Raw genomic sequence first — 21,806 nt, forward strand, 5'->3', positions numbered from 1 at the left:
GAGAGTGTAAAATATCTTGTGTAAATAGAAAAAAGGAAGCCCCTTCTGTAGAATAGAGTTACCACACTACATTCACAGAAAAGAGGACTTCCCTATGAACAATCTTACTACAGATATCTTACAGACTCTAGCTACAAAAGGTGATTTAAATGAATTATTTCGTTCTCATCTAGAATTGGCCGTTAATACACTCTTAAGAACGGAATTGACCGTCTTTTTAGATTATGAGAAGTATGATCGTATTGGTTTCCATTCAGGTAACTCTCGCAACGGCACCTATGACCGTACGGTCAAAACAGAATATGGTGAACTTCAGCTTCAGATTCCACGTGATCGTAATGGTGAATTTAAACAACAGACGCTTCCTGCATATAAAAGAACCAATGAAACGCTGGAAGAAACGATTATTCATCTCTTTCGAAAAGGGATTACGATGTCTGAAATTGCCGATTTGATCGAGAAAATGTATGGTCATCACTATACGCCGCAGACGATGTCCAACATGACAAAAGTCTTTTCTGAAGAAGTGGCTGCTTTTAAAAAACGTCCACTAAATGATCATTATGCCGCTATATATCTTGACGCTACCTACATTCCCTTAAAACGTAAAACTGTAGACAAAGAAGCCATTCATATAGCAGTTGGAATCCGTCCAGATGGTGCCAAAGAAGTACTCGGTTATGCCATTGCCCCCAATGAATCTACTGTTACATGGAAAGAGCTATTAGAAGACTTGATTAGCCGTGGTGTTAAATCCGTTCTCCTCTTTGTGACCGACGGTCTTAAAGGAATAAAAGATACGATTCATCAAGCATTTCCTCAGGCTGCTTATCAACACTGTTGTGTTCATGTTTCTCGCAATATCGCTAGTAAAGTACGTGTAGTTGATCGCAGAGAAGTATGTGAAGACTTCAAAGCTGTTTACCAAGCAGACTCACGGGAAAAGGCGATCGAAGCTCGGCTTGATTTTACAGAGAAATGGCACACCAGTTACACTAGAGTAACCAAAGCGGTCTTAGAGAACGACAGTTTACTGACGTTCTATGACTTTCCTGTTTCGATCCGTAGGAGCTTGTATTCCACTAATTTGATTGAGTCTTTTAACAAACAAATCAAAAAATACAGTCGGCGTAAAGAACAATTTCAGAATGAAGAATCCATGGATCGCTTTTTAGTCTCAAATTTTGATCTGTATAACCAAAAATTTTTAACCCGAAGCCACCGCGGTTTCCAACAAGCAGAAGCAGAACTATGGGAAATGTTTGGAATACTAGCAGAGAGATGATTTTTTACAGAAGGATTTCTTTATTTACACAAACTTCTTGACGCTCCCTCTCTAAGAATGCAGTGATCATTTGATTTTAAACCTTTTTTCTTATGTATATATTTTAAAAGCTTAAAAGAACCGAAAAAAATAATAATTGCAACACTTTACATTCTATCATATACATATGGTCCTGAAAGATTTTATTTTCTAATTATTCGATTATATGTCTAAATATGTATGTTTCAATTAGAATAAACATAGGATTAAATTTTTTAATAACAATGATAGGCTGGCCCCCCCACCTGCAATTCGAAAACAAATAGATTCGAATCAATGTTAACCAATAACTATTAAAAAGGATTCTATCGAATGAAACCGATAGAATCCTTTTTACCGCTATTGATGTTACAAGTACCCTCGAATCTAACCTAACTGTTTAGTGCTATCCTCTATAGCTACGAGTGATTACTGACTTATTTTATTAAAGTTTATCGATAATATACCTTTTAATGTCCATTTCATCCATAAAACACTCAGTATCGCGAAAGTGAAAAAGATAAACATCGTCGGTAGTGCTAGCGAAATATAAAGTAATACAAACGTCGCAATAATTTGTAATAACGTAATGGGTAGCTTTAAAACACCAATGATAAAGGCATTTTTTAATTGATTAAAAAAGTTATTATCTCTATGAACATATAGTGGAAAGAACCATAATAAAGTAGTGAAATAGGAAAACAAGAGAATATAATAAGCAATGGGTACCACGATCGGTACACTACCTGTTAACTGGGTCAGCAAATGATAGTTAAGCAAGAGTATGGCTCCAGCTAACGTGAATGCGAGCCCGTAAATATTCGCATACTTGAATTCCTTTTTAAATAAAGTATAAAATTCTTTTGTCGTCACTGTATAATCTTTAGTCAATAACCACTTTCTTGAAATAACCAGTGCTGTAATTGTAGCAGGATAGATACCTGCTACGATAGCACCTGATAAGGTGAACAAAATCCAAAGTCCGTTTAATTTGAAAAGATTTACGATAAGTGACAACGTCAGATCAAGTTTTGTTTTTTTCGTTTGTTGACTGACTTTCATTTATCCTTTCACTCCTCCTGAAGTTAAACCTGCTACAAAGTATTTCTGGAATAAAATAAACAGTATAACGATTGGTATGATAGTCAGAACAGAACCCGCTATCAGCACATCATAATTATTTCCGTATGGTGTAAGTAGTGTCGCTAATCCAATGGGTAAGGTAAACATATCATTGGATCTCAACACAAGCAGTGGCCACAAGAAATTGTTCCACGCCGCGAGACCTTGAAGAATCGCCATTGCTGCTAGCGAAGGTCCCATCAATGGAAACATGATTTTGAAGAAAATACCGTATTCGTTACTTCCATCAATTCTAGCTGCATCCATTAATTCTAATGGTAGCCCAAGCGCATATTGTCTAAAAAAGAAGACGGCTACTGGTGCAACGACTAGTGGGAGTACAACTGCGATATAAGTATCTGTCAATCTAAGTGTTGCCATCAATTCATACAGTGGCAACATCAAGATTTCAAAAGGTATCATCATAATAAGCAATACACAGACAAAGAATAAATTTTTACCTTTAAATTCATAAACAGCTAATGCATAACCGACCATACAAGAGAAGAATACAGAAGTTACGATTGTGATTGATGAAATGATCAAACTGTTTGTATACCAAGTCCAATAATTATCGGCTTCTGTGAAAATGAAACGGTAATTATCTAAACTCAATTGACTAAAATCGATTGAAAAACTTAACCCTTGTCTCATCAATACTGAGGAAGGTTGAAACGAAGAAATAATGAGCGCAATAATCGGGAACAATGCAATTAATGCAATGATACCGAAAGCTACATTTGCTAAGATCATGAGTGATTTCTTTTTACTCATTTGTTATTCCCCTTTCCAAACGTTCCTGTAATGCCAAGATAAATCGTGCTGATAATAAAGATAATAATCATGAGTACAACCCCGATTGCCGCACCAAATCCTAAATCGTTTTGACCAACACCTTGTTGATAGATATAACCAACGATTGTCAAACCAATATTACCCGGTGAGGTTGCCTCCCAGTAAACAAAACTTTCCTCAAACATTCTAAATCCATTGATGATCGTGATTGTACTTACAAAAACAGTAATTGGTTTTAGGTGCGGAATAGTAATCAATCTTAATTTATCCCATGCAGATGCGCCGTCAATATCCGCTTGTTCATATAACGATTCTGAAATATTCTGTAGGGCTGCGAGGTAGTAAAGTAAATTCACACCCGTCCATCTCCAGAATGCTAGTACTACCATTAAAAACATTGCAGTGATAGCAGAATAGCGCCATTCTATCGGTCCTAATCCTATCAATGACATTAATTGATTCCCGATTGCTGAACTAGATTCACTGAACATCAATCTAAATATCATCCCTCCAACAATTGTGGAAGTTAATGCTGGAACAAATAATGAAGCTCTAAAAATCGTTTTCAATTTGATTGTTTTAGAGTTTAAGAAAATAGCCAGTAACATTGGGACGACCGTTAATAGCATCGTTGTCCAGAAAACGTAGATCACTGTATTCCATAAAGCATCATAAAAATTCAAGTTGAATACGCGTGCATAATTTTCAAATCCAACATTTTCTACCACACCTGGTAAAATTTGTCTGAAACTCATGATTATCCCATTTATTGCTGGATAAAGTGTCAATATACTGAATGACAAGAAAAAGGGAAGTACAAAAATATAAGGAACGACTTTTTTCGAACTCAGAAAAGCGCCGATTTTATTGTTCTTCGTTTTCGGTGAAGCATGTGCTTGTTCTGCCATTTCATTCATCCTTTCTTTTTACTAGTCTCTTTGTAAACTTCTAACAACTTTTGCTGACCGCTCAAGTGCTTCTTTTGGTGTCTCCGTTCGATTTCTTAAGACATTAAATGTCACGTGTGTATGATATTCATTAATAACATTCGGTGTGTCGGCAGTGACATTTAGTGTGTTGATTTCATCTCTAACATCTAATAACACATCAAAGATGTTATCTCCGAAGTACTCATAGTACACATTGTCGGGGTTTCTCACTTCTTCACTTTCCCATGTGTCGAACCTTGGTGGATCAAAACCTAAGATGGTCCATAAATTAATATTTGCTTCTTCAGACATTTTTGCATAAGCTAAAAACTCTTTTGAAAGTTCGACATTGTCTGCAGCTTTCGTCACGACAGTTCCCGTACCACCCATACCCGCTGAGCGATTTCCGCCTTCTTTCCAAGCTGGCATAGGTCTAATAGCGATCTTACCTTCTAAATCCGGCATATTATCAACAAATCTTCCCATATACCATAGTGGTGCTAAAATTGAAGCAGATCCTTCATCTAGAAAGTAGCCATAAAATTCTTCTGATTGATTCATTCCGCCTGGCGTCAGTTCAGCAATCTCATCAACATAAAGCGCATCGTATAGAAATTGTAACGTTTCTACATTCGCTTCATTGTCGAGAATCACTTCACCATTTTCGTCAATGGCATCTGAATCTCTTTGAGAGATCATTGGCCACATGTCCATTAACCAATCTTCCGTACCTACATTCCACATCGTTGAATCGGTGTTTTCTACAACTTGTTTACCCGCTTCGACAAAGTCATCCCAAGTAACGATTTCGTCTATGTCTACGCCTGCTTCATCCATAATCTCTGTGTTGTAATACATAACAGTCGCACCAACGTGTGTCGGAATACCGTAATAGTTACCATCTCTTGAGTATAACTCATACCTTGAATCCACGACTTTATCTAAGATTGGTTCAACGTATTCATTCATTGGCTCGAACTGAATGATTCCTTCCATGAAATTAGGATATTGACCTAACTCAATGTCTACGATATCAGGCAAACCTGTTCCTGATTGAACAGCTAATAGTAAGTTATTATGCATTTGTTCGAATGGATATGTCTCTGCAACTAAATCAATTGGTCTATCCGGAAATTCCTCATTCCATCTTTCGGCAGCATCACCATAGAGATCGATATGCTGAGGCGCAAAAGTCCAAAGTGTAATCTCTTCAGCATTTTCAGCATCCGAACCGATTGTCTCCACTTCATCTGTCGAAGTGCCTGTCTCGCCATCATTAGCACAAGCGCTTACAAAAAATGCTGTGGTCGTAAGTAATAAAAGCGTTTTTCGATTCATTCTTTACCCTCCCATTTTTTCTTCGAGTACATCTAAACAAGATAGCTATCCCATTACATTTCAGCAAATGATCTGTACCTTTATTTATAAATAAATCCTTTCAATTGAACAGGATAGATAAATCCTTCATTAGTACGTACCAGTTAGGTTAACTATAACAATTGTCATTATGTTATGCAAATAATAATACAAATTAGAAGGAAAATAGTTTAAATTGTCCGGTTTATCCTTCTTATCATCAAAAAAGAGCGACTTCTTTTAAAAGAAGTCGCTCTTTTTTATTTAATAAGATAATCTAATCATATTCCATGACAAAGGCTTAAATGTTCCGCTTACTAAATCATTTTCTACGCTAAATGAATCATTCTTTTTAACGTCCATGCCATTATGATCATTTTCAGTTGTTTGTTTTAGTTCGTAATCTGCCAATTCTGTCGCTTCAATCAAACTAAGATTTTCAAAGCCATCTAATTGTGTCTCAAAGTTCATTTCTTGATCCTGAGAACGATTGACCGCAAATATAACGACTTCATTTTTATCTTCGTTTAAGATAGCCGTCGTTTCAACAAAGGGCACATCTTTATATTCAATCGAATCATACGTATCACTTTTCACATCTAATCTGAGTACTTTTCCACGACCATAATTAGATGCTTGCATAAATGGATAAAATATTGGTTGTTTCCATACTTCTCCATCTTTAATGGTCATGACTGGTGCAATAACGTTAACAAGTTGAGCAAGACAAGCTATTTTAACACGATCGGCATTGTTTAAAAGCGTGATCAAACCACAACCGACAAGCAAAGCATCTTCAAAATTATAAATATCTTCTAGCAATGGTGGAGCAATATCCCATGGCTCACGTTTAGCATCCGCATCTTTTGAGTGGTACCATACATTCCATTCATCAAAAGATAGATTAATCTGTTTATCTGAACCTTTTTTCGCTTTAACAGCATCACAGATCGCAACGACGCCTTTAATAAATTTATCCATTTCAACAGATTTTGCCAAGTAATTGGCAGTATCATTTTCGAAGTTTTCCCAATATAAGTGTAACGACAAGAAATCTACATACTCATAGGCATGTTCTAATACAGTATATTCCCATTCACCGAAGGTTGGCATTTTGCTAGAAGAGCTCCCACATAAAACTAATTCGATGGTATCATCAACTAATTTCATTGCTTTCGCTGTTTCTTCAGCCAGTCTTCCATACTCTTCTGCTGTTTTGTGTCCGATTTGCCATGGTCCATCCATTTCATTACCCAGACACCATGTTTTAATGTTGAATGGTTCTTCAGCGCCATTCTCTTTTCTCAAATCACTATAGTAGGTTCCTTCTGGATGGTTACAATATTCTAGTAAATTACGAGCCTCATCGATCCCTCTCGTTCCAAGATTAACAGCCATATTGACTTCTGTTTTAGCAAGGTCGGCCCACTTCATAAATTCGTGTAGACCTACTTCGTTAGTTTCTACTGATCGCCATGCAAGCTCTAACCGCTTAGGCCTTTCTTCAACAGGTCCAATGCCATCTTCCCAATTGTATCCGGATACAAAATTACCTCCAGGATAGCGAACCAATGGTACGTTTAATTCATTGATTACTTCAATCACATCTTCTCGGAATCCTAGTTCATTAGCTGATGGATGATTGGGTTCATAAATCCCATCGTATACTGCTCTTCCCAGATGTTCTACAAAAGAGCCATAGATCCTTGAATCAATGTTTGCTAAAATCGTGTCTTTATTCAATTTTGCTGTCGCCTTCATGCTATTCCTCCTAGTAATTTGTCCGTACCTTTGTAGACAATATAACATCTAGCTTCTGAGCATGCAAGCGTTATCCTGATTTTGAAATGACAGTATTGTTGATATATTTTCAGTATGAAATTAGTCGAATACTATTACATTAAGAATCACCCTTTTAGATTAGTTTATTGAACTAAAAACAAATATCATTAATTTTATGAATGTGACGTTAATGGAAATAAAAGTTGTTTTGCACCAAATGGTGTGTTTGAACGTACAAACAATACATTGTCTTCATCTTGTATAAGAGTTGACTCAATATTTTCGTGTTCAGGTATATAGTGAAAGATAATTTTTTCTGTATCCGTAAATATAATACTATTTAAAATACTTTCTAAATCAACTTTTTTCCTGCTAATCACATCAAAGAGATGTAATACTTCATTTTCCTCTTCGAATAATACAATCGTTTCTTCTTCTTCAAGAAAATAAATTGAATCAGGAAACGCAAGAAGAAAGTAGAACATAAGTAAATGTTCATTATTTTTTACACTTAACACTGACGATACTGGCATTCTTTCCTTTGAATACAATTTCACCAAAGAAAAATCATTTGTATTTTCAGTATCTAATTTTCGGATGTCTTTTTTAGGTTTTTCCGTCAAATCATTCACGTTTAAAAAATAATTACTTTCTGGTACTCTTGTGAATCCAAATTTTGGATAGAAATCCAGAACCGTCTCATTGGCAAATAAATAGATGAAGTCACAATTATCCTCATATTTATCAATAATATGATCTATTAACTTTTTTGATAAACCTTGATGACGATATTCAGGATGCGTCATGACTGTTCCAACTTGCAGTCCTTTATATTCTTTGCCATCAATTAAAACTGTCATAAAATTGACAGAGGCATTTGCGATTACTTGGTCTCCATCAGTATATGAATAACAGATATAGTTATCGTTCCAGCATTCCTTTTTTTACCATTGACTAAAATCAATTTTAAAGACAAATTTTGCTAGTTCATTAAAACTTTCTCTGTATACTTGATTGTTTTTGTAGTCATGTATTAATTGATAATCCCCCATCATGATCCCCTCAATTCTTAAAACATTTTATTTTTAATTTATTTCAAATTTAAACGTTATCAAGCTGTCACCATTTGTCTCACCTCCTAAAAAACCAAATAAAAAAGACTATACGAAGAACCCCTCTCAAAGTCAAAGCAAAATTCGTTATGGATTAATCTAATGTTAACAAAGAATAGTAAATCATCGAATATTTGCCTCGATAGGATACGATGTCTTTTAATCAATATGTACTAAAAAAAACTAAAGAAATTCTTTAATCTACCTTACTGTGGAATAAATTTTTTTAGAATTTATATTAGCTATTAATAAGTTTGATTATACAATCAAAAACTCATTACATTATAATCAGTTATAACATTATATCATTACTATATTTTTGTAAACCTCTTGTACATTTTCAAATTCCTAAGGGGTAAAATATGTTTCAGCGAGTAAGTATTATCCTAATAATTTATTTAACTCACGATTACTCAAAAAGAGGCTGAGACTTTTGTCCCAACCTCTTTGATTAATTTAATTATTTTGAAAGTGTCGTTACAAGATATTGATTTAGTATCGCTCTTATTTCTTCAAGTTGTCCTGATTCATTTTGAATTGGGTCAAGTTTTAATGCATAGTCTTGTAATTTCTTGAAGTCAGTGTTGCCTTCTTTGATATCTTTACCGATTCCTTCGCTGAATGAACGATAACGTTTCTCGATAATCGATTCTAACGCACGGTCTTCAATCAATTTATGTGCAACTTTCAAGCCTAATGCGAAGCTATCCATACCGACTACATGTGCTTTAAAAAGATCTTCCGCCATAAAGGATGTTCTTCTTACTTTGGCATCAAAGTTCAAACCACCAGATCCTAAACCACCATTTTGTAGGATTTCATACATTGCGAGTGTAGTCGCATATAGATCTGTTGGAAATTCATCTGTATCCCAACCAAGATGAGGGTGTCCTTGGTTCGCATCTACAGAACCTAACATCCCGTTGATTCTCGCATATCTCAATTCATGATCAAAGCTATGTCCGGCTAATGTAGCGTGGTTTGCTTCAATATTGAATTTAAACTTGTCTGCTAGACCATATTTTTGCAAGAAAGCAAAACCATGCGCGACATCATAATCATATTGATGAGACGTTGGCTCCATTGGTTTTGGCTCGATCAAGAATTGTGCATCGAATTCAATTTCTTTAGCGTAGTCAACAGCCATATGGAAGAACTTAGATAGATTATCCAATTCTAGGTTCATGTCTGTATTCAGTAAGCTTTCATAACCTTCTCTTCCGCCCCAGAAAACATAGTTCTCTGCGCCTAATCTTTTCCCGACTTCTAGACCTTTTTTAACTTTCGCAGCTGCATAAGCAAATACATCCGCATTGTTAGAAGTTGCTGCACCGTGAACAAATCTTGGGTGCGAGAAGTTATTTACTGTATTCCATAGTAGTTTCACTTTACTGTCTTTCAAATAGTCTTCAAACATATCTACAATCGTATCTTGATTAGCTAAGGTTTCCTTTAAAGAATTTCCTTCAGGAGCAATGTCGAAATCATGGAAACAGAAATATGGTACACCTAATTTATCAAATAATTCAAACGCCGCATCCACTCTTGCTTTTGCTTTATCCATAGGGTCAGAGAAATGATCCCACGGTCTTTGTGCAGTACCAGCACCAAATGGATCGGATAAATCTTCGGTAAACGTATGCCAATAAGCTACACCGAATCTCAAAATCTCTTCCATAGATTTATCTCCTACTTTTTCCGTAGGATTATAAAATTTAAAGGCTAAAGGATCTTTAGATGTTGGACCTTGATAATGAATTTTATCAATATTTTTAAAGTATGTCATGGTTTCTCTCCTCATTTAGGTTAGTTAGTTTATTACACAAACTAACTATAGCTGATTTTGTAAACGGTGTCAATTGCTAAACGATATTTTATTAAAGTTTCGAAATATCAACATTCAACTGCTTTGTAGCCGCATATATTTGGCGATAATTTGGGTAGATTTCTTGGTATTTCTCTACCGCATCTTTATCGGGTACATATTCATCTTTATAGCGGACAAAGACTTCAGCACATGTTTGAAAGCCCTCAAACCATCCTGCTCCAACCGCTGCAATCATCGCACTTCCGATACCGGGTCCTTGTTCAGTTTCGAGTGTCACAACTTTAACATTGAAAATATCCGCCTGCATTTGAAGCCAAGCTTTATTTTTTGCGCCCCCTCCTACTGAAACGATCGTGTCAAAAGGTGTGTTCACATGTGCTTTCATCAATTCATAAGCATCTCTTAAAGAGAATGTGATCCCTTCCAATACAGCTCTACTGAAATGATCACGTGTGTGACTGATGTCCATGCCGATAAATGAACCTCGAATAGTACTGTCAATGTGTGGCGTTCTTTCTCCTGAAATGTAAGGGGTAAAAAGCAAACCATCTGAGCCAGGCTTAATTAAATCAATATTCTCAAGTAGTGCTTCATAGGATTGTTCTGGTGCAAAGGTATGCTTATACCAACTTAAGCTACTACCCGCTGCTAAAGTAACGCCCATAGAATAGTGAGTAGCTGGTATCACATGATTGAACAAATGTAATTCACCTTTGTAATCCACCTCCCCATCTGATTCATTAGATAGAAAGACACCAGAAGTCCCGATGCTGGCCATTGCTTGATCTGGTCTCACGATCCCTGCGCCAACTGCTGCACAAGCATTGTCTGCGCCACCTGAAAAAACTTTTACAGGATTCAGTAAGCCAAGCTCTTCTTGAATATCCGTTTTCAAATAACCAATCATATCCGTGGATGATACTAATGGCGGACAAATCGTAGGATCAATCGAAAATGCTTCTAAAACCACGTTACTCCATTTCTTCTCTTGAACGTCTAAGAGTAAAGTGCCCGCTGCATCCGAATATTCCATCTGTTTATGACCTGTAAGGCAAAAGCCTAAATAGTCTTTTGGTAGTAAGAATGTATCGATTTCATCATAAATACGCTTTTCATGTTCTTCTACCCATAATAGCTTAGGCAGTGTAAATCCTTCTAGTGCTCTGTTTTTTGTGATCGTCAATAACTGATCACCAAGTGTTTTTTCTATTGTTCTACATTGACTTGTCGTTCTAACATCATTCCATAAAATAGCATTTCGTAAAATACGGTCTTCTTTATCTAATAATACTAAAGAGTGCATTTGCCCTGAAAAACTGATACCTTCTAATTTTTCACCAAAGTCTGCTACCGATTCACTGATCTGTTTCATAACTTTTTGAGCTGCCATAAACCATTCTTTCGGATCTTGCTCACTATGGCCTCTCTCTGGAGATAATAAAGGATAGCCTGATTCAGCCGTTTTGACCACCTGCCCAGAACGATTCATTAAAATACCTTTTAACCCGCTAGTACCTAAGTCTAAACCTAATACGTAACTCATCATTCACGCTCCTATTTCAATGTGATTTTAGAGAAAGATACAAAAACAACTGAAAGTATGTTAAAGTATCTTTATAGTTAATTTATATAATAAACAAACTATATTGAAAGCCTGTTAATTTGTCAAGCGCTTTCAAATTTATTATTTTAGGAGTACGCTCATGAAACCATCGACTATAGATAAGCAAAATAAAAACGCTTCAGCCATCCTTTCAGAAATCATCAATCAACCAACTGTATCAAGAGCCAGTATTTCTTCAGCAACTGGATTAAATAAATCTACCGTTTCCGAAGTTGTTAAGCAGTTAATTGAGGCGAAGTTGATCGTTGAAATTGGTGCGGGTGAAAGTTCTCCATCAGGTGGAAGAAAACCGATTTTTCTAAAAATCAATAAAACAGCTGGTGTCTCATTAAGTATAGATATTCGGTTTGATCAAATTAGTTTACTTACCGCCTATTTAGATGGAGAAGTCATCCAAACAGTTAGCCATCATGAACAAATCAACAAGCAAAATATCATCACCCGCCTGATGAAACATATTTCAGCCATTCAACAAGAAACCCCTTCTACTCTATTTGGTCTCATTGGGATTACAATTTCAATACATGGTGTCGTTCATGATAACCAGATCAGTTTCACTCCCTATTTTGACCTTGATGAGATCGATTTAGTGACGGCGTTAAAACAGCACTTAGCGATTCCTATTTATATTGAGAATGAGGCAAACCTTTCAGCTTTAGCGGAGTCAGCATTCAACACTCCTTACACCCATATGGTATCTTTCAGTGTGCACACAGGAATTGGTGCAGGTGTTATCCTAAACGATCACTTATATCGCGGATACAAAGGTCGAAGTGGCGAAATAGGTCATACGGTGCTTTATCCTGGAGGAATCGATTGTCCATGCGGGAATAAGGGCTGTTTTGAACAATACTGTTCGTTTAATGCTCTAATGAAGAGGTATAGACAGATAAAGAATGATCAAACATTGACTTACGATCAATTAATCAATCATTATCATGAACAGGATGCAGAAACGATTGACTTAATAAATCGTTTTTCTAGAGACTTATCCATCGGGCTGATGAACGTCATGGGCGCTTATGATCCTGAAGTTATTTTTATCAATTCAGAAATCACGGACAAGTTACCTGAAATATTACCTATCGTTGAACAGCATATCAGTCGATCTATTTATAATGAGATCCCTGTGTATCGGTCAGAATTGGGAAGCAAAGCCAGTTTGTATGGTTGCGCAGTCTATAATATCAAAACCTTTTTAATGGTCGATCAATTTAGATTTAATGTTTAAATCACATGACTAGCTATGTTGGATGAATTCATCAAAAATAAGCGAGTATCTCCTTTAATGTATCTTAAATAGGAGCACTCGCTTATTTTCTATTTATAAAGAGAAAAGACGTCAGCGCATGTTGCGCACCTACGTCATCTATTGTAAAACTGATTTTATTGTTTGAAATTTTCTCTCAATAAGCCCATTACATAGCCATTCGTATAAGCACCTTTAATGAAATACTGTTGCTCTCTTTCTCCTTCAATTTCGAAACCAACTTTTTTGTAAATATGGATGGCTTTTTCATTATAATCAACCACATCTAATGAGATTTTGTTTAAATTCAATTGGTTGAAACCATATTTCACAACTAAAGTGGTCGAGCGAGTCGCATACCCTTTTCCGTGATGTGTAGGGTCAAGCATAATGGCGAAAGTCGCGCTTCTATGACGTGGATTAATATTGAATAAACTTGTGTAACCAATTTTCGTATCTCCATCATAGATAATGAACTGTCTGATCGTATCGCTTTTTTGATTTTCTTCATATTCTTTTAACAGTCGTTCTTTTGAAGTATAAGCTTCTGCACACCAGAACTCCATAATATCGGGGTTCTTTCTCATTTGATGCATAAAATCTACGTCTTCTTTTTCTACTGCTTTTAGTCTTAATTCGTCTTTCATCTATTGTCCTCCTAAAGTATTATTGTCAGTAAATGGGGTATTTTCCTTAAAAAATCTACTGACCTCTATTTCTCGGAATTCGAATCGTGCCGTCTTTCGCCTATACTAGTTTAACGGTTGGCTAGAACAAAGTAAAGAAAGAGGCCGTGGCTAGCCTCTTCACGGATAGTGATGCGCACATCAATCAAAGTAAGGTACGCATCTCTTCCGGATATAATTGAAGTTGAGATAATTCAGACCGCTTTTTCCAGACAAGCACATAAGCACCACGTTCATTCGCATCGCTTCCGTCTAGAATGCCATTTTCTAACTTTATATTTCCAGACAAAATGCTTGCTTCATAATAAATTTGAATACCTTCATATTCTATTCTAACAATCTGATCGTTTAGTTCAACCAGTATGCCTAGTTCTTCCCAAGCTTCTCTTATCGCAGCTTGTTCAAAGGACTCTCCCCACTTAACACCGCCACCAGGAAGCACATAATAAACTCGATTCTCTCGTATTCTCTTGATCAATAAAACAGTATCATTTTGTCTGATTACGACACCACTTCTGTTTCTCAAGCAAACACCTTCCAAAATTTTAATATCATTCGAAGAAAAAGCTACAGTAAACAAATAATGACACTTGTTTATTGTAGCTTCTGGTTTGATGATTATTTACGTTTACCCCAGTATTGGAAGTAATCCGTTCTTAAATAACCATTATATAATTTACGTTTTTTAGTTGCTCGTTCTCCGTAATGTGTCTCGAAATCTAAATCACTCGTAATAATGTATTTACTCCACGTTTTTAAAGGCTTGAACGCTTTACCCATATCGCGGTAGATTTGAGCTGCCTGTTCTAGATCACCTAAACGTTCACCATATGGTGGGTTCGCTACGATCACACCAAATTCTTTTTCGGTCGTAAAGTCTGCTACTTGCATTTGTTTGAAACGAACGCTGTGAGAAAGTCCAGCTTCCATAACGTTTTCTTTGGCGATCTCAATCATTTTATGATCGATGTCTGTGCCCAGAATATCTAATTCAGCATCATAATCAGCTTGGTCTTCTGCATGTTGTCTTACCTTAGCCCACATATCTTCCGGCATCCAATGCCATTCTTCACACAAGAAAGAACGGTTGAATCCTGGTGCAATATTATGACCAATCAATGCCGCTTCAATAGCAATCGTACCTGATCCACAAACTGGATCAACAAATGGACGATCTTTTCTCCATGTTGTCAACATAACCAATGCCGCAGCCATATTTTCTTTAAGCGGCGCGCCACCTTTATCGGAACGGTAGCCACGTTTGAATAAACTTGGACCAGTGGTATCAATCGTCAGTAAGACTTTATCTTTTAAAATCGCAACTTCAATTGGAACCTTAGCGCCACTCTCTGGTAACATCCCTCTACGATGGTAAACATCTTTTAATTTATCCGCAACAGCCTTGTTGACGATTCTTTGTACATCTGGAACACTATACAAAGTTGATTTATGTGATTTTCCAGAAACCGGAAAGGCTGAATCGATCGCTAGAAATTCGTCCCATGGTAAAGCCTTCGTCTGTTCGAATAGATCATCAAAAGTCTTCGCTTCGAATTCTCCAACAATGATTTTCACTCGATCGGCGGTTCTCAACCATAGATTGGCTTTAGCGATATCTTCTTTATCGCCTTCAAATCGTGCACGTCCATTCTCAATTTCTACCTTGTAGCCCATATTTTTTAATTCTTTTCCAACCAATGCTTCAATACCACTGGCTGCTGTTGCTAGAAGTTTATAACTCAAGCAGATCCCTACTTTCTTTTTATCTTTCTAAATCATTGTTCCAATACTGACTGCGATACATAAAAGGTATATGTATGAGGTTATCGTTGCAGACTTTTTCTTATTAATAATATCCTGAAATTGTTTGGCTTTATGAATCGTGCTTACTTTAATCACTAATTCAAGTAGCAATACTGCTGACATCAGGATCAACAGATATCTGGTAAGTGGTGTATAGAAATTGATCCATATGCTAATTAAAGTATACCCGAATAAAAGGCTAAACTGAAACAAATAAATCCTCATAACGATTTTTTTCATTTTACTTAATTGCTGTCCAAACATCGCACTCATCATACTCAATGTCACGATTTGCTCTTTTGTTTTTTCAGCTTTTGACTTGGTACTATTGACTATTAATAAGATAGCAACGACTACACCGAATACTATCGTGGGTATAACGAAAAGTTCTTTCATCGTTCAATCCTCTCAAAAGTAGATAAAAATACAAAAATAAATCCTCCCTTTTGGGGAGGATAGCGCCTGAATGTAATGATGATTTGTTTATCTAGCAACTCTCTCAATAGAGAAAGTTGCTAACATCATAAACAAATGTGCAAATCACTGTAAGCCATGTTCTGTCTAGAGAAAATGATCAGGCCATTTTCTCAGAGATAATCATCTGTCTGCAATCAAAGATTGCCTCTTCCCTCTGTTCATTTCCAGGAGAAAAGTGCCCCTACCATAAGTTTGGGTTGCTCACTCGAGGGGTTTACCGCGTTCCACCAGTAGCGTTTCCCCTACTGCTTCGTCACTGTGGCACTTTCAAGAATACTCAAGCATAGCCTAAACCGTAGCTCTTTTTTCTGCCGTCATCTACCGTAAGATAGAGCCGTAGCTTATTTTTTCGCTACGCACGAACACTACAAACATCTCAGTTTGTGTGAGCATGGACTTTCCTCACGATGCCGAAGCAACGTGCGATTATCCGTGATTTGCACATTCATTTTTAAATTACTCGTCGTCTAATTTCGAACCAAATACATGTCTTTCAAGGTTAGATAATCGTTTAAGGATATCAAAGTTCGTAACAGATGAACCATTTTGATTCTGACCTTGTGGTTTAGCTGATGCTTGTTTAGATAGCTCATCCAATTTATCCATCAATCGGTCGTTTTCGGTTTTCAACTGCGTAATTTCACTTTGGAAAGATTCGTAATCGCGAATAACAACATCTAAAAATTCATCTACTTCTGTTTGATTGTATCCACGCATAGTTGTTTTAAAATCTTTTTCAACGATTTCTTTTTGAGTCAATTCTCTATTCATCATATTGCACCCCTAGTTCCTCGGTTACTTTTATTCTATTTAAGATTAAGCCTAATGAAAAAGTGAATTCGATCACTTTGTATTACAATTGTACCAAATTATCTGAATAAATAAAAGCTAGCTTTCAAAATGATTTTCTTCATACTCGGATACAAACGACTGAAGTTCATCAAAAGCAATAAAATCTATCTCATAAGGATGGCTTTCAGCATGCTTATTTAACATATCCAATAAGAATTTTGATTTACCTTCATTTTCAGGATCGTAAAACAGTAAACAGCCTTCCGTATGATCGATCAAAAATTGTTGATTGCCTTTTAGCTGCGAAGGATTCTGATACGGCTGACTTGAAGTAAAATTACTATAATCAGCTTTTGCGATTACTTGATCGAATACCAACCGGTTCCCTTCTTTCCAATTTTCTGCGTATCCGGCATGCGGCAGTAATACACCCAGCTTAATATCATACGTTTCCTGCAGTTCAATCACGATTTCTCCAACCCATAGTTCCGTTCCCATTTGTGCACTGATCAAGACCCACTCTAGTCCCGTATCGATATATTCGAGTATTCTAGATTTCAAATATTCTTTTATGTAAAAGAGCTTTGGATCTTTATCATTGAAGATGCCTAATTCGTATGATCTATAACCACTTACATATAAATTTTTGATAAATTTTCACACCTTTCTTTCCATGCTGTTCATTTGTTTGGTATTATACTAGTTGATGATTGCTAAAAGGAGCGTGAGATTATTGAATATAAAATACCCTAACGGTCAATCCTACCATGTTAATGTTGACAAAGCGCAGCCAAAAAAGCAAGTAAAAGCTAAAAAAGCGACTTACAGTAACCGTGGGATGACCTTAGAAAATGATCTGAACGTATCGAATGAGCAATACTTAGCTAAAGGGATTGCTGTCATTCATAAAAAACCAATTCCAATTCAAGTGGTTAATGTCAATTATCCAAGAAGAAGTGCGGCCAAAATCACTGAGGCCTACTATCAAAAAGCTTCAACGACCGATTACAATGGCGTCTATAAAGGTTATTATTTAGATTTTGAAGCAAAAGAAACGAAAAACAAAACATCCTTTCCTTTAAAAAATTTCCATGAACACCAAATCGTTCATATGAAAGCCTGTAGCGATCAAAAAGCCATTTGTTTCATCTTGATGCGCTTCAGTACATTAAATAGAGTCTTTGTTCTTTCCTTTGACCAATTGCATCACTACTGGGAGAGACAAAAAGAAACGAATGGAAAAAAATCTATTTCCTTAAAAGAGGTCGAACAAGATGGCATCGAACTTCAATATGGATTCTCTCCACGTCTTCCGTATTTAGATGCTGTCGATCAATTGATCAATCAAACTTTTCTTAATAAATCTTCACTATAATGGAGCAACGTACAGTAACCATTATGAATCATACCGAAACGATCATTGAGAAATTAAACAAACTTCCACTGAATGAGTAAAGGAGAAATTTATGTCTGATCAAAATATGTCACGAACAAAGAATAAACAAAACAACAAGCAAGTCAGAAAACAGAAACAAAAAAAAGGAAAGCAACCTAAAAAGAAACGATCATGGTTCAAACGAATCTTCCTCACACTCTTTGCTTTATTTTTACTAGCCATTGTCGCTGGTGGTGGTCTCTTCGCCTATTATGCTTCAAGTGCACCTGAGATGACTGATGAAGATCTTAGAGGAAGCTACTCAACAGATTTTTTAGCAACTAATGGCGAGGTATTCTACACGCTTGGTGCAGAAAATCGCGATTTCGCCTCCGCTGATGAGTATCCCGAAATTATGAAACAAGCCATGACATCCATTGAAGATCAGAATTTTTACAATCACTTTGGGATCGATCCAATCGGTATTGCTAGAGCTGCGGTAGGATTTGTCACAAACGGTGGCCGTATCGCTGGTGGTGGTAGTACTTTGACACAACAACTTGTCAAACTGGCGGTCTTCTCAACAGAACGTGAAGATCAAACTTTGAAACGTAAAGCACAAGAAGCATGGCTTGCCATCCAACTGGAACGTGAGCTATCAAAAGAACAAATCCTTACTTTATATATGAATAAAATCAACATGGCCGGAAATGTCTATGGGATCTCGACCGCTGCTGAAGAATATTATGGCAAACCGGTTTCTGAGCTTGAAGTACATGAGGCTGCTCTATTTGCTGGTATGGCACAAGCACCTAACCGCTTCAATCCTTACGTTAATCCAGAAGCAGCTGAAAAACGCCGAAATGTTGTCATAAATGTTATGCGTGATGAAGGTCATATTACCGCTCAACAAGCTGAAGATGCAAAAGCCATTCCAGCCGATCAAGGGCTAAAAGATCGTACTGAAGAAGACCGCAATAATCAAGTGTTTGACAGCTATTTAGTAGAGGTAATCGCGGAAACTAGAGAAAAAACAGGTCTTGATCCACAAACTGCCGGATTGACCATTCATACAAATATTGATATGGATGCACAGCAAGCCGCTTTCGATATTGCAAACTCTAACGACTACGTGAACTTCCCTGATGACGAATTGCAGACAGCAATGTCCTTAGTCGACGTCAATACTGGACAAGTTAAATCACTCGTTGGTGGCCGTATGCATGAAGGTCAATTATTGAAAAATAGAACAACCCAAACAAACCGTCCTTCAGGGTCTACTATCAAACCCTTAACCACTTATGGACCAGCAATCGAGTCAAAACAATTTTCAACTTACCATCAATTAGTCGATGAAGAGTGGTCTTATCCTGGCGGACAACCGCTTAGAAATTATGATGATCGCTATAAAGGTCAAATTAGTATGCGAGAAGCTTTAGTCGATTCACGTAACATACCGACTGCTCGATTATTTAATGAAGAACTCGAATTAAGTGAAATAGATCAATTTATAGAAAATCTCGGTCTTGATCCAAACGAGGTTTCAGAAGGTAATGGAGATCTAGTGCCTAGTAACGCAATTAGTGGTAAATTATCTGGTTTACAGCTAGCAGGTTCCTATTCTGCATTTGCTAACGGCGGAAACTTTACTGAACCTTATACAGTCTCTAAAGTCGTTACACAAGATGGTCAAGAGATCGACTTGACACCTGAAACAAATCAAGCAATGTCTGATTATACTGCATATATGGTAACGGACATGTTAAAAGACGTAGCTGATGTTTATAGTAGTACTGTTGGTATACCTGGTGTTCCTCAAGCAGGTAAAACAGGGACAACAAACTATACAGCTAAGCAAAAAGAAGAAAATAATATCCCTTCAGATGCTGTTCCTGATTCTTGGTATGTTGGCTATACTTCAAACTACTCACTTTCAGTTTGGACTGGCTACGATAGCATAACAGAAGAAGGACATTGGCTAAGTAATAACGATGGTTCACGCCAACTTTCTAGGGAAATTTACCAGGCATTAATGAGTCGAGTCTCACAAAATGTTGAGAATACTGATTGGACTAAACCCGCTTCCGTTTCAGAAGTAAGCGTTGAAAAAGGTTCGAATCCAGCTAAGTTACCTGGCCCCAATACCCCTCCAAGTTCGATCGTAACAGAGTTATTTGTTGCTGGTACTGAACCTTCAGGTGTATCAACATCTTTTGGCGAAGAATTATCTGCACCATCTGGATTGAATGCAAGTTTCAATGAAGAAGCAAACGAAGTTACGATTAATTGGGATGAATATCAATTAATAAACGAAAACGAAACTGTTTCTTATCAATTAACGGTTAACGGGCAAGCATTTACTACTGGCGAAACTTCCTATACAATCTCAGAACTTCAAAGTGGCACGATGCAAATCAGCCTCTCTGTTCAAGCTTATGGAAAGACTGGTCCGGCAGCGACAACTTCGGTAGTCATACCACAAGCTGAAGTTGAAGAAGAGCCCGAAGAACCAGAAGCTGATACCGAGGATCCCGTCGAAGAAGAGGAAGATACTGAGGAAGATGTAGAAGAAAACCCTGATCCTCAAGAGGACGAAACTGAACCAGAAGAACCTAGCAACAATGGAAATAACAGTAATAACGAAAATAATAATAGTAATAATGAGAACAATACTGAAGATACAGAAGAGGAAGAGCCTTCCTCAAACGATCAAGATAACTCGGGAACCAATTCTGAAACAGATACCGAAAACGAATAGTTACCACAAAAAGAGGCAGCCAATTGGCTACCTCTTTTTTCCTTCTTCATTATCGCTAGAGCTCTTAAATAAAGATTCTCCTCTGAATGCCTTGATTGCCAAGAAGATTGTCCATAACCCACACAAGAACCCTACGCCACCTATTATTGGATCTAAAAAGAATGCATATGCTCCAAGAAGAACCAATAACACACCCATCGTCAATAGTAATTTACTTTTATTTTTCGTCATCATAATCTAACTCTCTGATAAAATCTATATTTTTCTTACGAATACTTATATACTAAACGAATTCATTTTTGTTTTCAATCCCTCTCCTATAGTGTCTTTTCTATTGACAAATACCGAACGTTTGTTTATAATCAAAAACATAAACAAACGTTCGGTATAATTATTTAGGAGGCATTATATGCATATTATTATGATTGATGGGCATGTTGTTTCTGATGAAATCAAAGTATTGAAAACAACGAATGGTATTCCATTATGTAGATTTACTTTGTCTTCAAGTTCAGATCATTTGAATTGCTTGATTACAGGGAAACAAGCTTATGCTTTTTTATACGAAGTCGAAAAAGGCACTAAACTATCCTTAACAGGACGATTCAACAATAGAAATCAGTTTATTATACTCAGCTATTCTATTCTAAAAAAACCTTCTTATCTAGGTCAAATCTTCAATTACAAAGGACATCCCCTACCGCTTGCAAAGAATAAATGAATCGAGTAGGAGGTAAATCATTAGTTGATTTACCGTCCTCTCACACCACCGTGCGTACGGTTCCGTACACGGCGGTTCAATACCTTGCGTAAGC

General features: G+C 36.7%; 20 protein-coding genes and 1 other RNA gene. 5 read left to right on the top strand and 16 right to left on the bottom strand.

Features of this window, described 5'->3' with window-relative positions; all coding sequences use genetic code 11:
* The first annotated feature begins 94 nt into the window (after nt 1-94).
* A complete protein-coding gene (locus J5J05_RS11625) occupies nt 95-1,285 on the top strand; it encodes an IS256 family transposase (RefSeq protein WP_208560834.1) in 1,191 nt (396 codons plus the stop codon).
* A 447-nt stretch (nt 1,286-1,732) separates the two neighbouring features.
* Here the strand turns inward: J5J05_RS11625 and J5J05_RS11630 are convergent, their stop codons facing one another.
* From J5J05_RS11630 to xylB, 8 genes are all read right to left on the bottom strand, one after another.
* Nucleotides 1,733-2,365: a YesL family protein gene (locus tag J5J05_RS11630; protein ID WP_208560837.1), complete on the bottom strand. Its 633-nt coding sequence runs from the start codon at nt 2,363-2,365 to the stop codon at nt 1,733-1,735.
* Nucleotides 2,366-3,199: a carbohydrate ABC transporter permease gene (locus J5J05_RS11635; protein WP_208560838.1), complete on the bottom strand. Its 834-nt coding sequence runs from the start codon at nt 3,197-3,199 to the stop codon at nt 2,366-2,368. It abuts the gene before it with no gap.
* Nucleotides 3,196-4,128 (bottom strand): carbohydrate ABC transporter permease, encoded by a 933-nt coding sequence (locus tag J5J05_RS11640; RefSeq protein WP_208560839.1) that lies wholly within the window; start codon nt 4,126-4,128, stop codon nt 3,196-3,198. Before J5J05_RS11640 ends, J5J05_RS11635 begins: the two co-directional genes overlap by 4 nt.
* A 21-nt stretch (nt 4,129-4,149) precedes the next feature.
* Nucleotides 4,150-5,487 (bottom strand): ABC transporter substrate-binding protein, encoded by a 1,338-nt coding sequence (locus J5J05_RS11645; RefSeq protein ID WP_208560840.1) that lies wholly within the window; start codon nt 5,485-5,487, stop codon nt 4,150-4,152.
* A 282-nt stretch (nt 5,488-5,769) separates the two neighbouring features.
* Nucleotides 5,770-7,266 carry an arabinosylfuranosidase ArfA gene (gene arfA, locus J5J05_RS11650; RefSeq protein WP_208560841.1) on the bottom strand — a complete coding sequence of 499 codons (1,497 nt, stop codon included), beginning with the start codon at nt 7,264-7,266 and terminating at the stop codon, nt 5,770-5,772.
* 194 nt (nt 7,267-7,460) lie between these two features.
* Complete coding sequence (locus J5J05_RS11655; protein WP_208560853.1) at nt 7,461-8,204, bottom strand: GNAT family N-acetyltransferase; 744 nt, start codon at nt 8,202-8,204, stop codon at nt 7,461-7,463.
* A 655-nt stretch (nt 8,205-8,859) separates the two neighbouring features.
* Nucleotides 8,860-10,185 carry a xylose isomerase gene (xylA, locus tag J5J05_RS11660; protein ID WP_208560842.1) on the bottom strand — a complete coding sequence of 442 codons (1,326 nt, stop codon included), beginning with the start codon at nt 10,183-10,185 and terminating at the stop codon, nt 8,860-8,862.
* Nucleotides 10,186-10,276: 91 nt separating this feature from the next.
* Nucleotides 10,277-11,770 (bottom strand): xylulokinase, encoded by a 1,494-nt coding sequence (gene xylB, locus J5J05_RS11665; protein WP_208560843.1) that lies wholly within the window; start codon nt 11,768-11,770, stop codon nt 10,277-10,279.
* Between the two features lie 160 nt (nt 11,771-11,930).
* Here xylB and J5J05_RS11670 point away from each other — a divergent pair, with 160 nt between their 5' ends.
* The gene (locus tag J5J05_RS11670; RefSeq protein WP_208560844.1) at nt 11,931-13,082 is read left to right on the top strand and encodes an ROK family transcriptional regulator; all 1,152 of its coding nucleotides are present in this window, start codon (nt 11,931-11,933) and stop codon (nt 13,080-13,082) included.
* A 155-nt stretch (nt 13,083-13,237) separates the two neighbouring features.
* Here J5J05_RS11670 and J5J05_RS11675 read toward each other — a convergent pair whose 3' ends face one another.
* From J5J05_RS11675 to J5J05_RS11705, 7 genes are all read right to left on the bottom strand, one after another.
* On the bottom strand, nt 13,238-13,747 hold the full coding sequence (locus tag J5J05_RS11675) for a GNAT family N-acetyltransferase (RefSeq protein ID WP_208560845.1): 510 nt from the start codon (nt 13,745-13,747) through the stop codon (nt 13,238-13,240).
* Nucleotides 13,748-13,931: 184 nt separating this feature from the next.
* On the bottom strand, nt 13,932-14,312 hold the full coding sequence (locus J5J05_RS11680) for an NUDIX domain-containing protein (RefSeq protein ID WP_208560846.1): 381 nt from the start codon (nt 14,310-14,312) through the stop codon (nt 13,932-13,934).
* 92 nt (nt 14,313-14,404) lie between these two features.
* Nucleotides 14,405-15,529, bottom strand: coding sequence for a THUMP domain-containing class I SAM-dependent RNA methyltransferase (locus J5J05_RS11685; protein ID WP_244244737.1), 1,125 nt, complete (start codon nt 15,527-15,529; stop codon nt 14,405-14,407).
* A gap of 27 nt (nt 15,530-15,556) precedes the next feature.
* Nucleotides 15,557-15,985 (bottom strand): hypothetical protein, encoded by a 429-nt coding sequence (locus J5J05_RS11690; protein WP_208560847.1) that lies wholly within the window; start codon nt 15,983-15,985, stop codon nt 15,557-15,559.
* Between the two features lie 145 nt (nt 15,986-16,130).
* Nucleotides 16,131-16,504, bottom strand: an RNA gene (rnpB, locus tag J5J05_RS11695) — RNase P RNA component class B.
* Between the two features lie 18 nt (nt 16,505-16,522).
* Complete coding sequence (gene gpsB, locus J5J05_RS11700) at nt 16,523-16,840, bottom strand: cell division regulator GpsB (RefSeq protein ID WP_208560848.1); 318 nt, start codon at nt 16,838-16,840, stop codon at nt 16,523-16,525.
* Between the two features lie 114 nt (nt 16,841-16,954).
* Nucleotides 16,955-17,509 (bottom strand): SLOG family protein, encoded by a 555-nt coding sequence (locus tag J5J05_RS11705; RefSeq protein ID WP_208560855.1) that lies wholly within the window; start codon nt 17,507-17,509, stop codon nt 16,955-16,957.
* Nucleotides 17,510-17,591: 82 nt separating this feature from the next.
* Between J5J05_RS11705 and recU the strand changes: the two genes are divergently transcribed.
* A complete protein-coding gene (gene recU, locus J5J05_RS11710; protein ID WP_208560849.1) occupies nt 17,592-18,233 on the top strand; it encodes a Holliday junction resolvase RecU in 642 nt (213 codons plus the stop codon).
* A gap of 91 nt (nt 18,234-18,324) precedes the next feature.
* On the top strand, nt 18,325-20,991 hold the full coding sequence (locus J5J05_RS11715; RefSeq protein ID WP_208560850.1) for a transglycosylase domain-containing protein: 2,667 nt from the start codon (nt 18,325-18,327) through the stop codon (nt 20,989-20,991).
* 27 nt (nt 20,992-21,018) lie between these two features.
* Here J5J05_RS11715 and J5J05_RS11720 read toward each other — a convergent pair whose 3' ends face one another.
* Nucleotides 21,019-21,222, bottom strand: a complete 204-nt coding sequence (locus tag J5J05_RS11720) for a hypothetical protein (protein ID WP_208560851.1) — start codon at nt 21,220-21,222, stop codon at nt 21,019-21,021.
* Between the two features lie 178 nt (nt 21,223-21,400).
* Between J5J05_RS11720 and J5J05_RS11725 the strand changes: the two genes are divergently transcribed.
* Nucleotides 21,401-21,712, top strand: a complete 312-nt coding sequence (locus J5J05_RS11725) for a single stranded DNA-binding domain-containing protein (RefSeq protein WP_208560852.1) — start codon at nt 21,401-21,403, stop codon at nt 21,710-21,712.
* Nucleotides 21,713-21,806: the final 94 nt, after the last annotated feature.

This window comes from Marinilactibacillus kalidii (assembly GCF_017599325.1).
Classification (GTDB): domain Bacteria; phylum Bacillota; class Bacilli; order Lactobacillales; family Carnobacteriaceae_A; genus Marinilactibacillus; species Marinilactibacillus kalidii.

Excerpts from the sequence above, each read along its gene's own strand:
- J5J05_RS11625 (WP_208560834.1), top strand. The coding sequence starts at position 95 with ATGAACAATCTTACTACAGATATCTTACAGACTCTAGCTACAAAAGGT.
- J5J05_RS11630 (WP_208560837.1), bottom strand. The coding sequence starts at position 2,365 with ATGAAAGTCAGTCAACAAACGAAAAAAACAAAACTTGATCTGACGTTG.
- J5J05_RS11635 (WP_208560838.1), bottom strand. The coding sequence starts at position 3,199 with ATGAGTAAAAAGAAATCACTCATGATCTTAGCAAATGTAGCTTTCGGT.
- J5J05_RS11640 (WP_208560839.1), bottom strand. The coding sequence starts at position 4,128 with ATGGCAGAACAAGCACATGCTTCACCGAAAACGAAGAACAATAAAATC.
- J5J05_RS11645 (WP_208560840.1), bottom strand. The coding sequence starts at position 5,487 with ATGAATCGAAAAACGCTTTTATTACTTACGACCACAGCATTTTTTGTA.
- arfA (WP_208560841.1), bottom strand. The coding sequence starts at position 7,266 with ATGAAGGCGACAGCAAAATTGAATAAAGACACGATTTTAGCAAACATT.
- xylA (WP_208560842.1), bottom strand. The coding sequence starts at position 10,185 with ATGACATACTTTAAAAATATTGATAAAATTCATTATCAAGGTCCAACA.
- xylB (WP_208560843.1), bottom strand. The coding sequence starts at position 11,770 with ATGAGTTACGTATTAGGTTTAGACTTAGGTACTAGCGGGTTAAAAGGT.
- J5J05_RS11670 (WP_208560844.1), top strand. The coding sequence starts at position 11,931 with ATGAAACCATCGACTATAGATAAGCAAAATAAAAACGCTTCAGCCATC.
- J5J05_RS11675 (WP_208560845.1), bottom strand. The coding sequence starts at position 13,747 with ATGAAAGACGAATTAAGACTAAAAGCAGTAGAAAAAGAAGACGTAGAT.
- J5J05_RS11690 (WP_208560847.1), bottom strand. The coding sequence starts at position 15,985 with ATGAAAGAACTTTTCGTTATACCCACGATAGTATTCGGTGTAGTCGTT.
- gpsB (WP_208560848.1), bottom strand. The coding sequence starts at position 16,840 with ATGATGAATAGAGAATTGACTCAAAAAGAAATCGTTGAAAAAGATTTT.
- J5J05_RS11715 (WP_208560850.1), top strand. The coding sequence starts at position 18,325 with ATGTCTGATCAAAATATGTCACGAACAAAGAATAAACAAAACAACAAG.
- J5J05_RS11720 (WP_208560851.1), bottom strand. The coding sequence starts at position 21,222 with ATGACGAAAAATAAAAGTAAATTACTATTGACGATGGGTGTGTTATTG.
- J5J05_RS11725 (WP_208560852.1), top strand. The coding sequence starts at position 21,401 with ATGCATATTATTATGATTGATGGGCATGTTGTTTCTGATGAAATCAAA.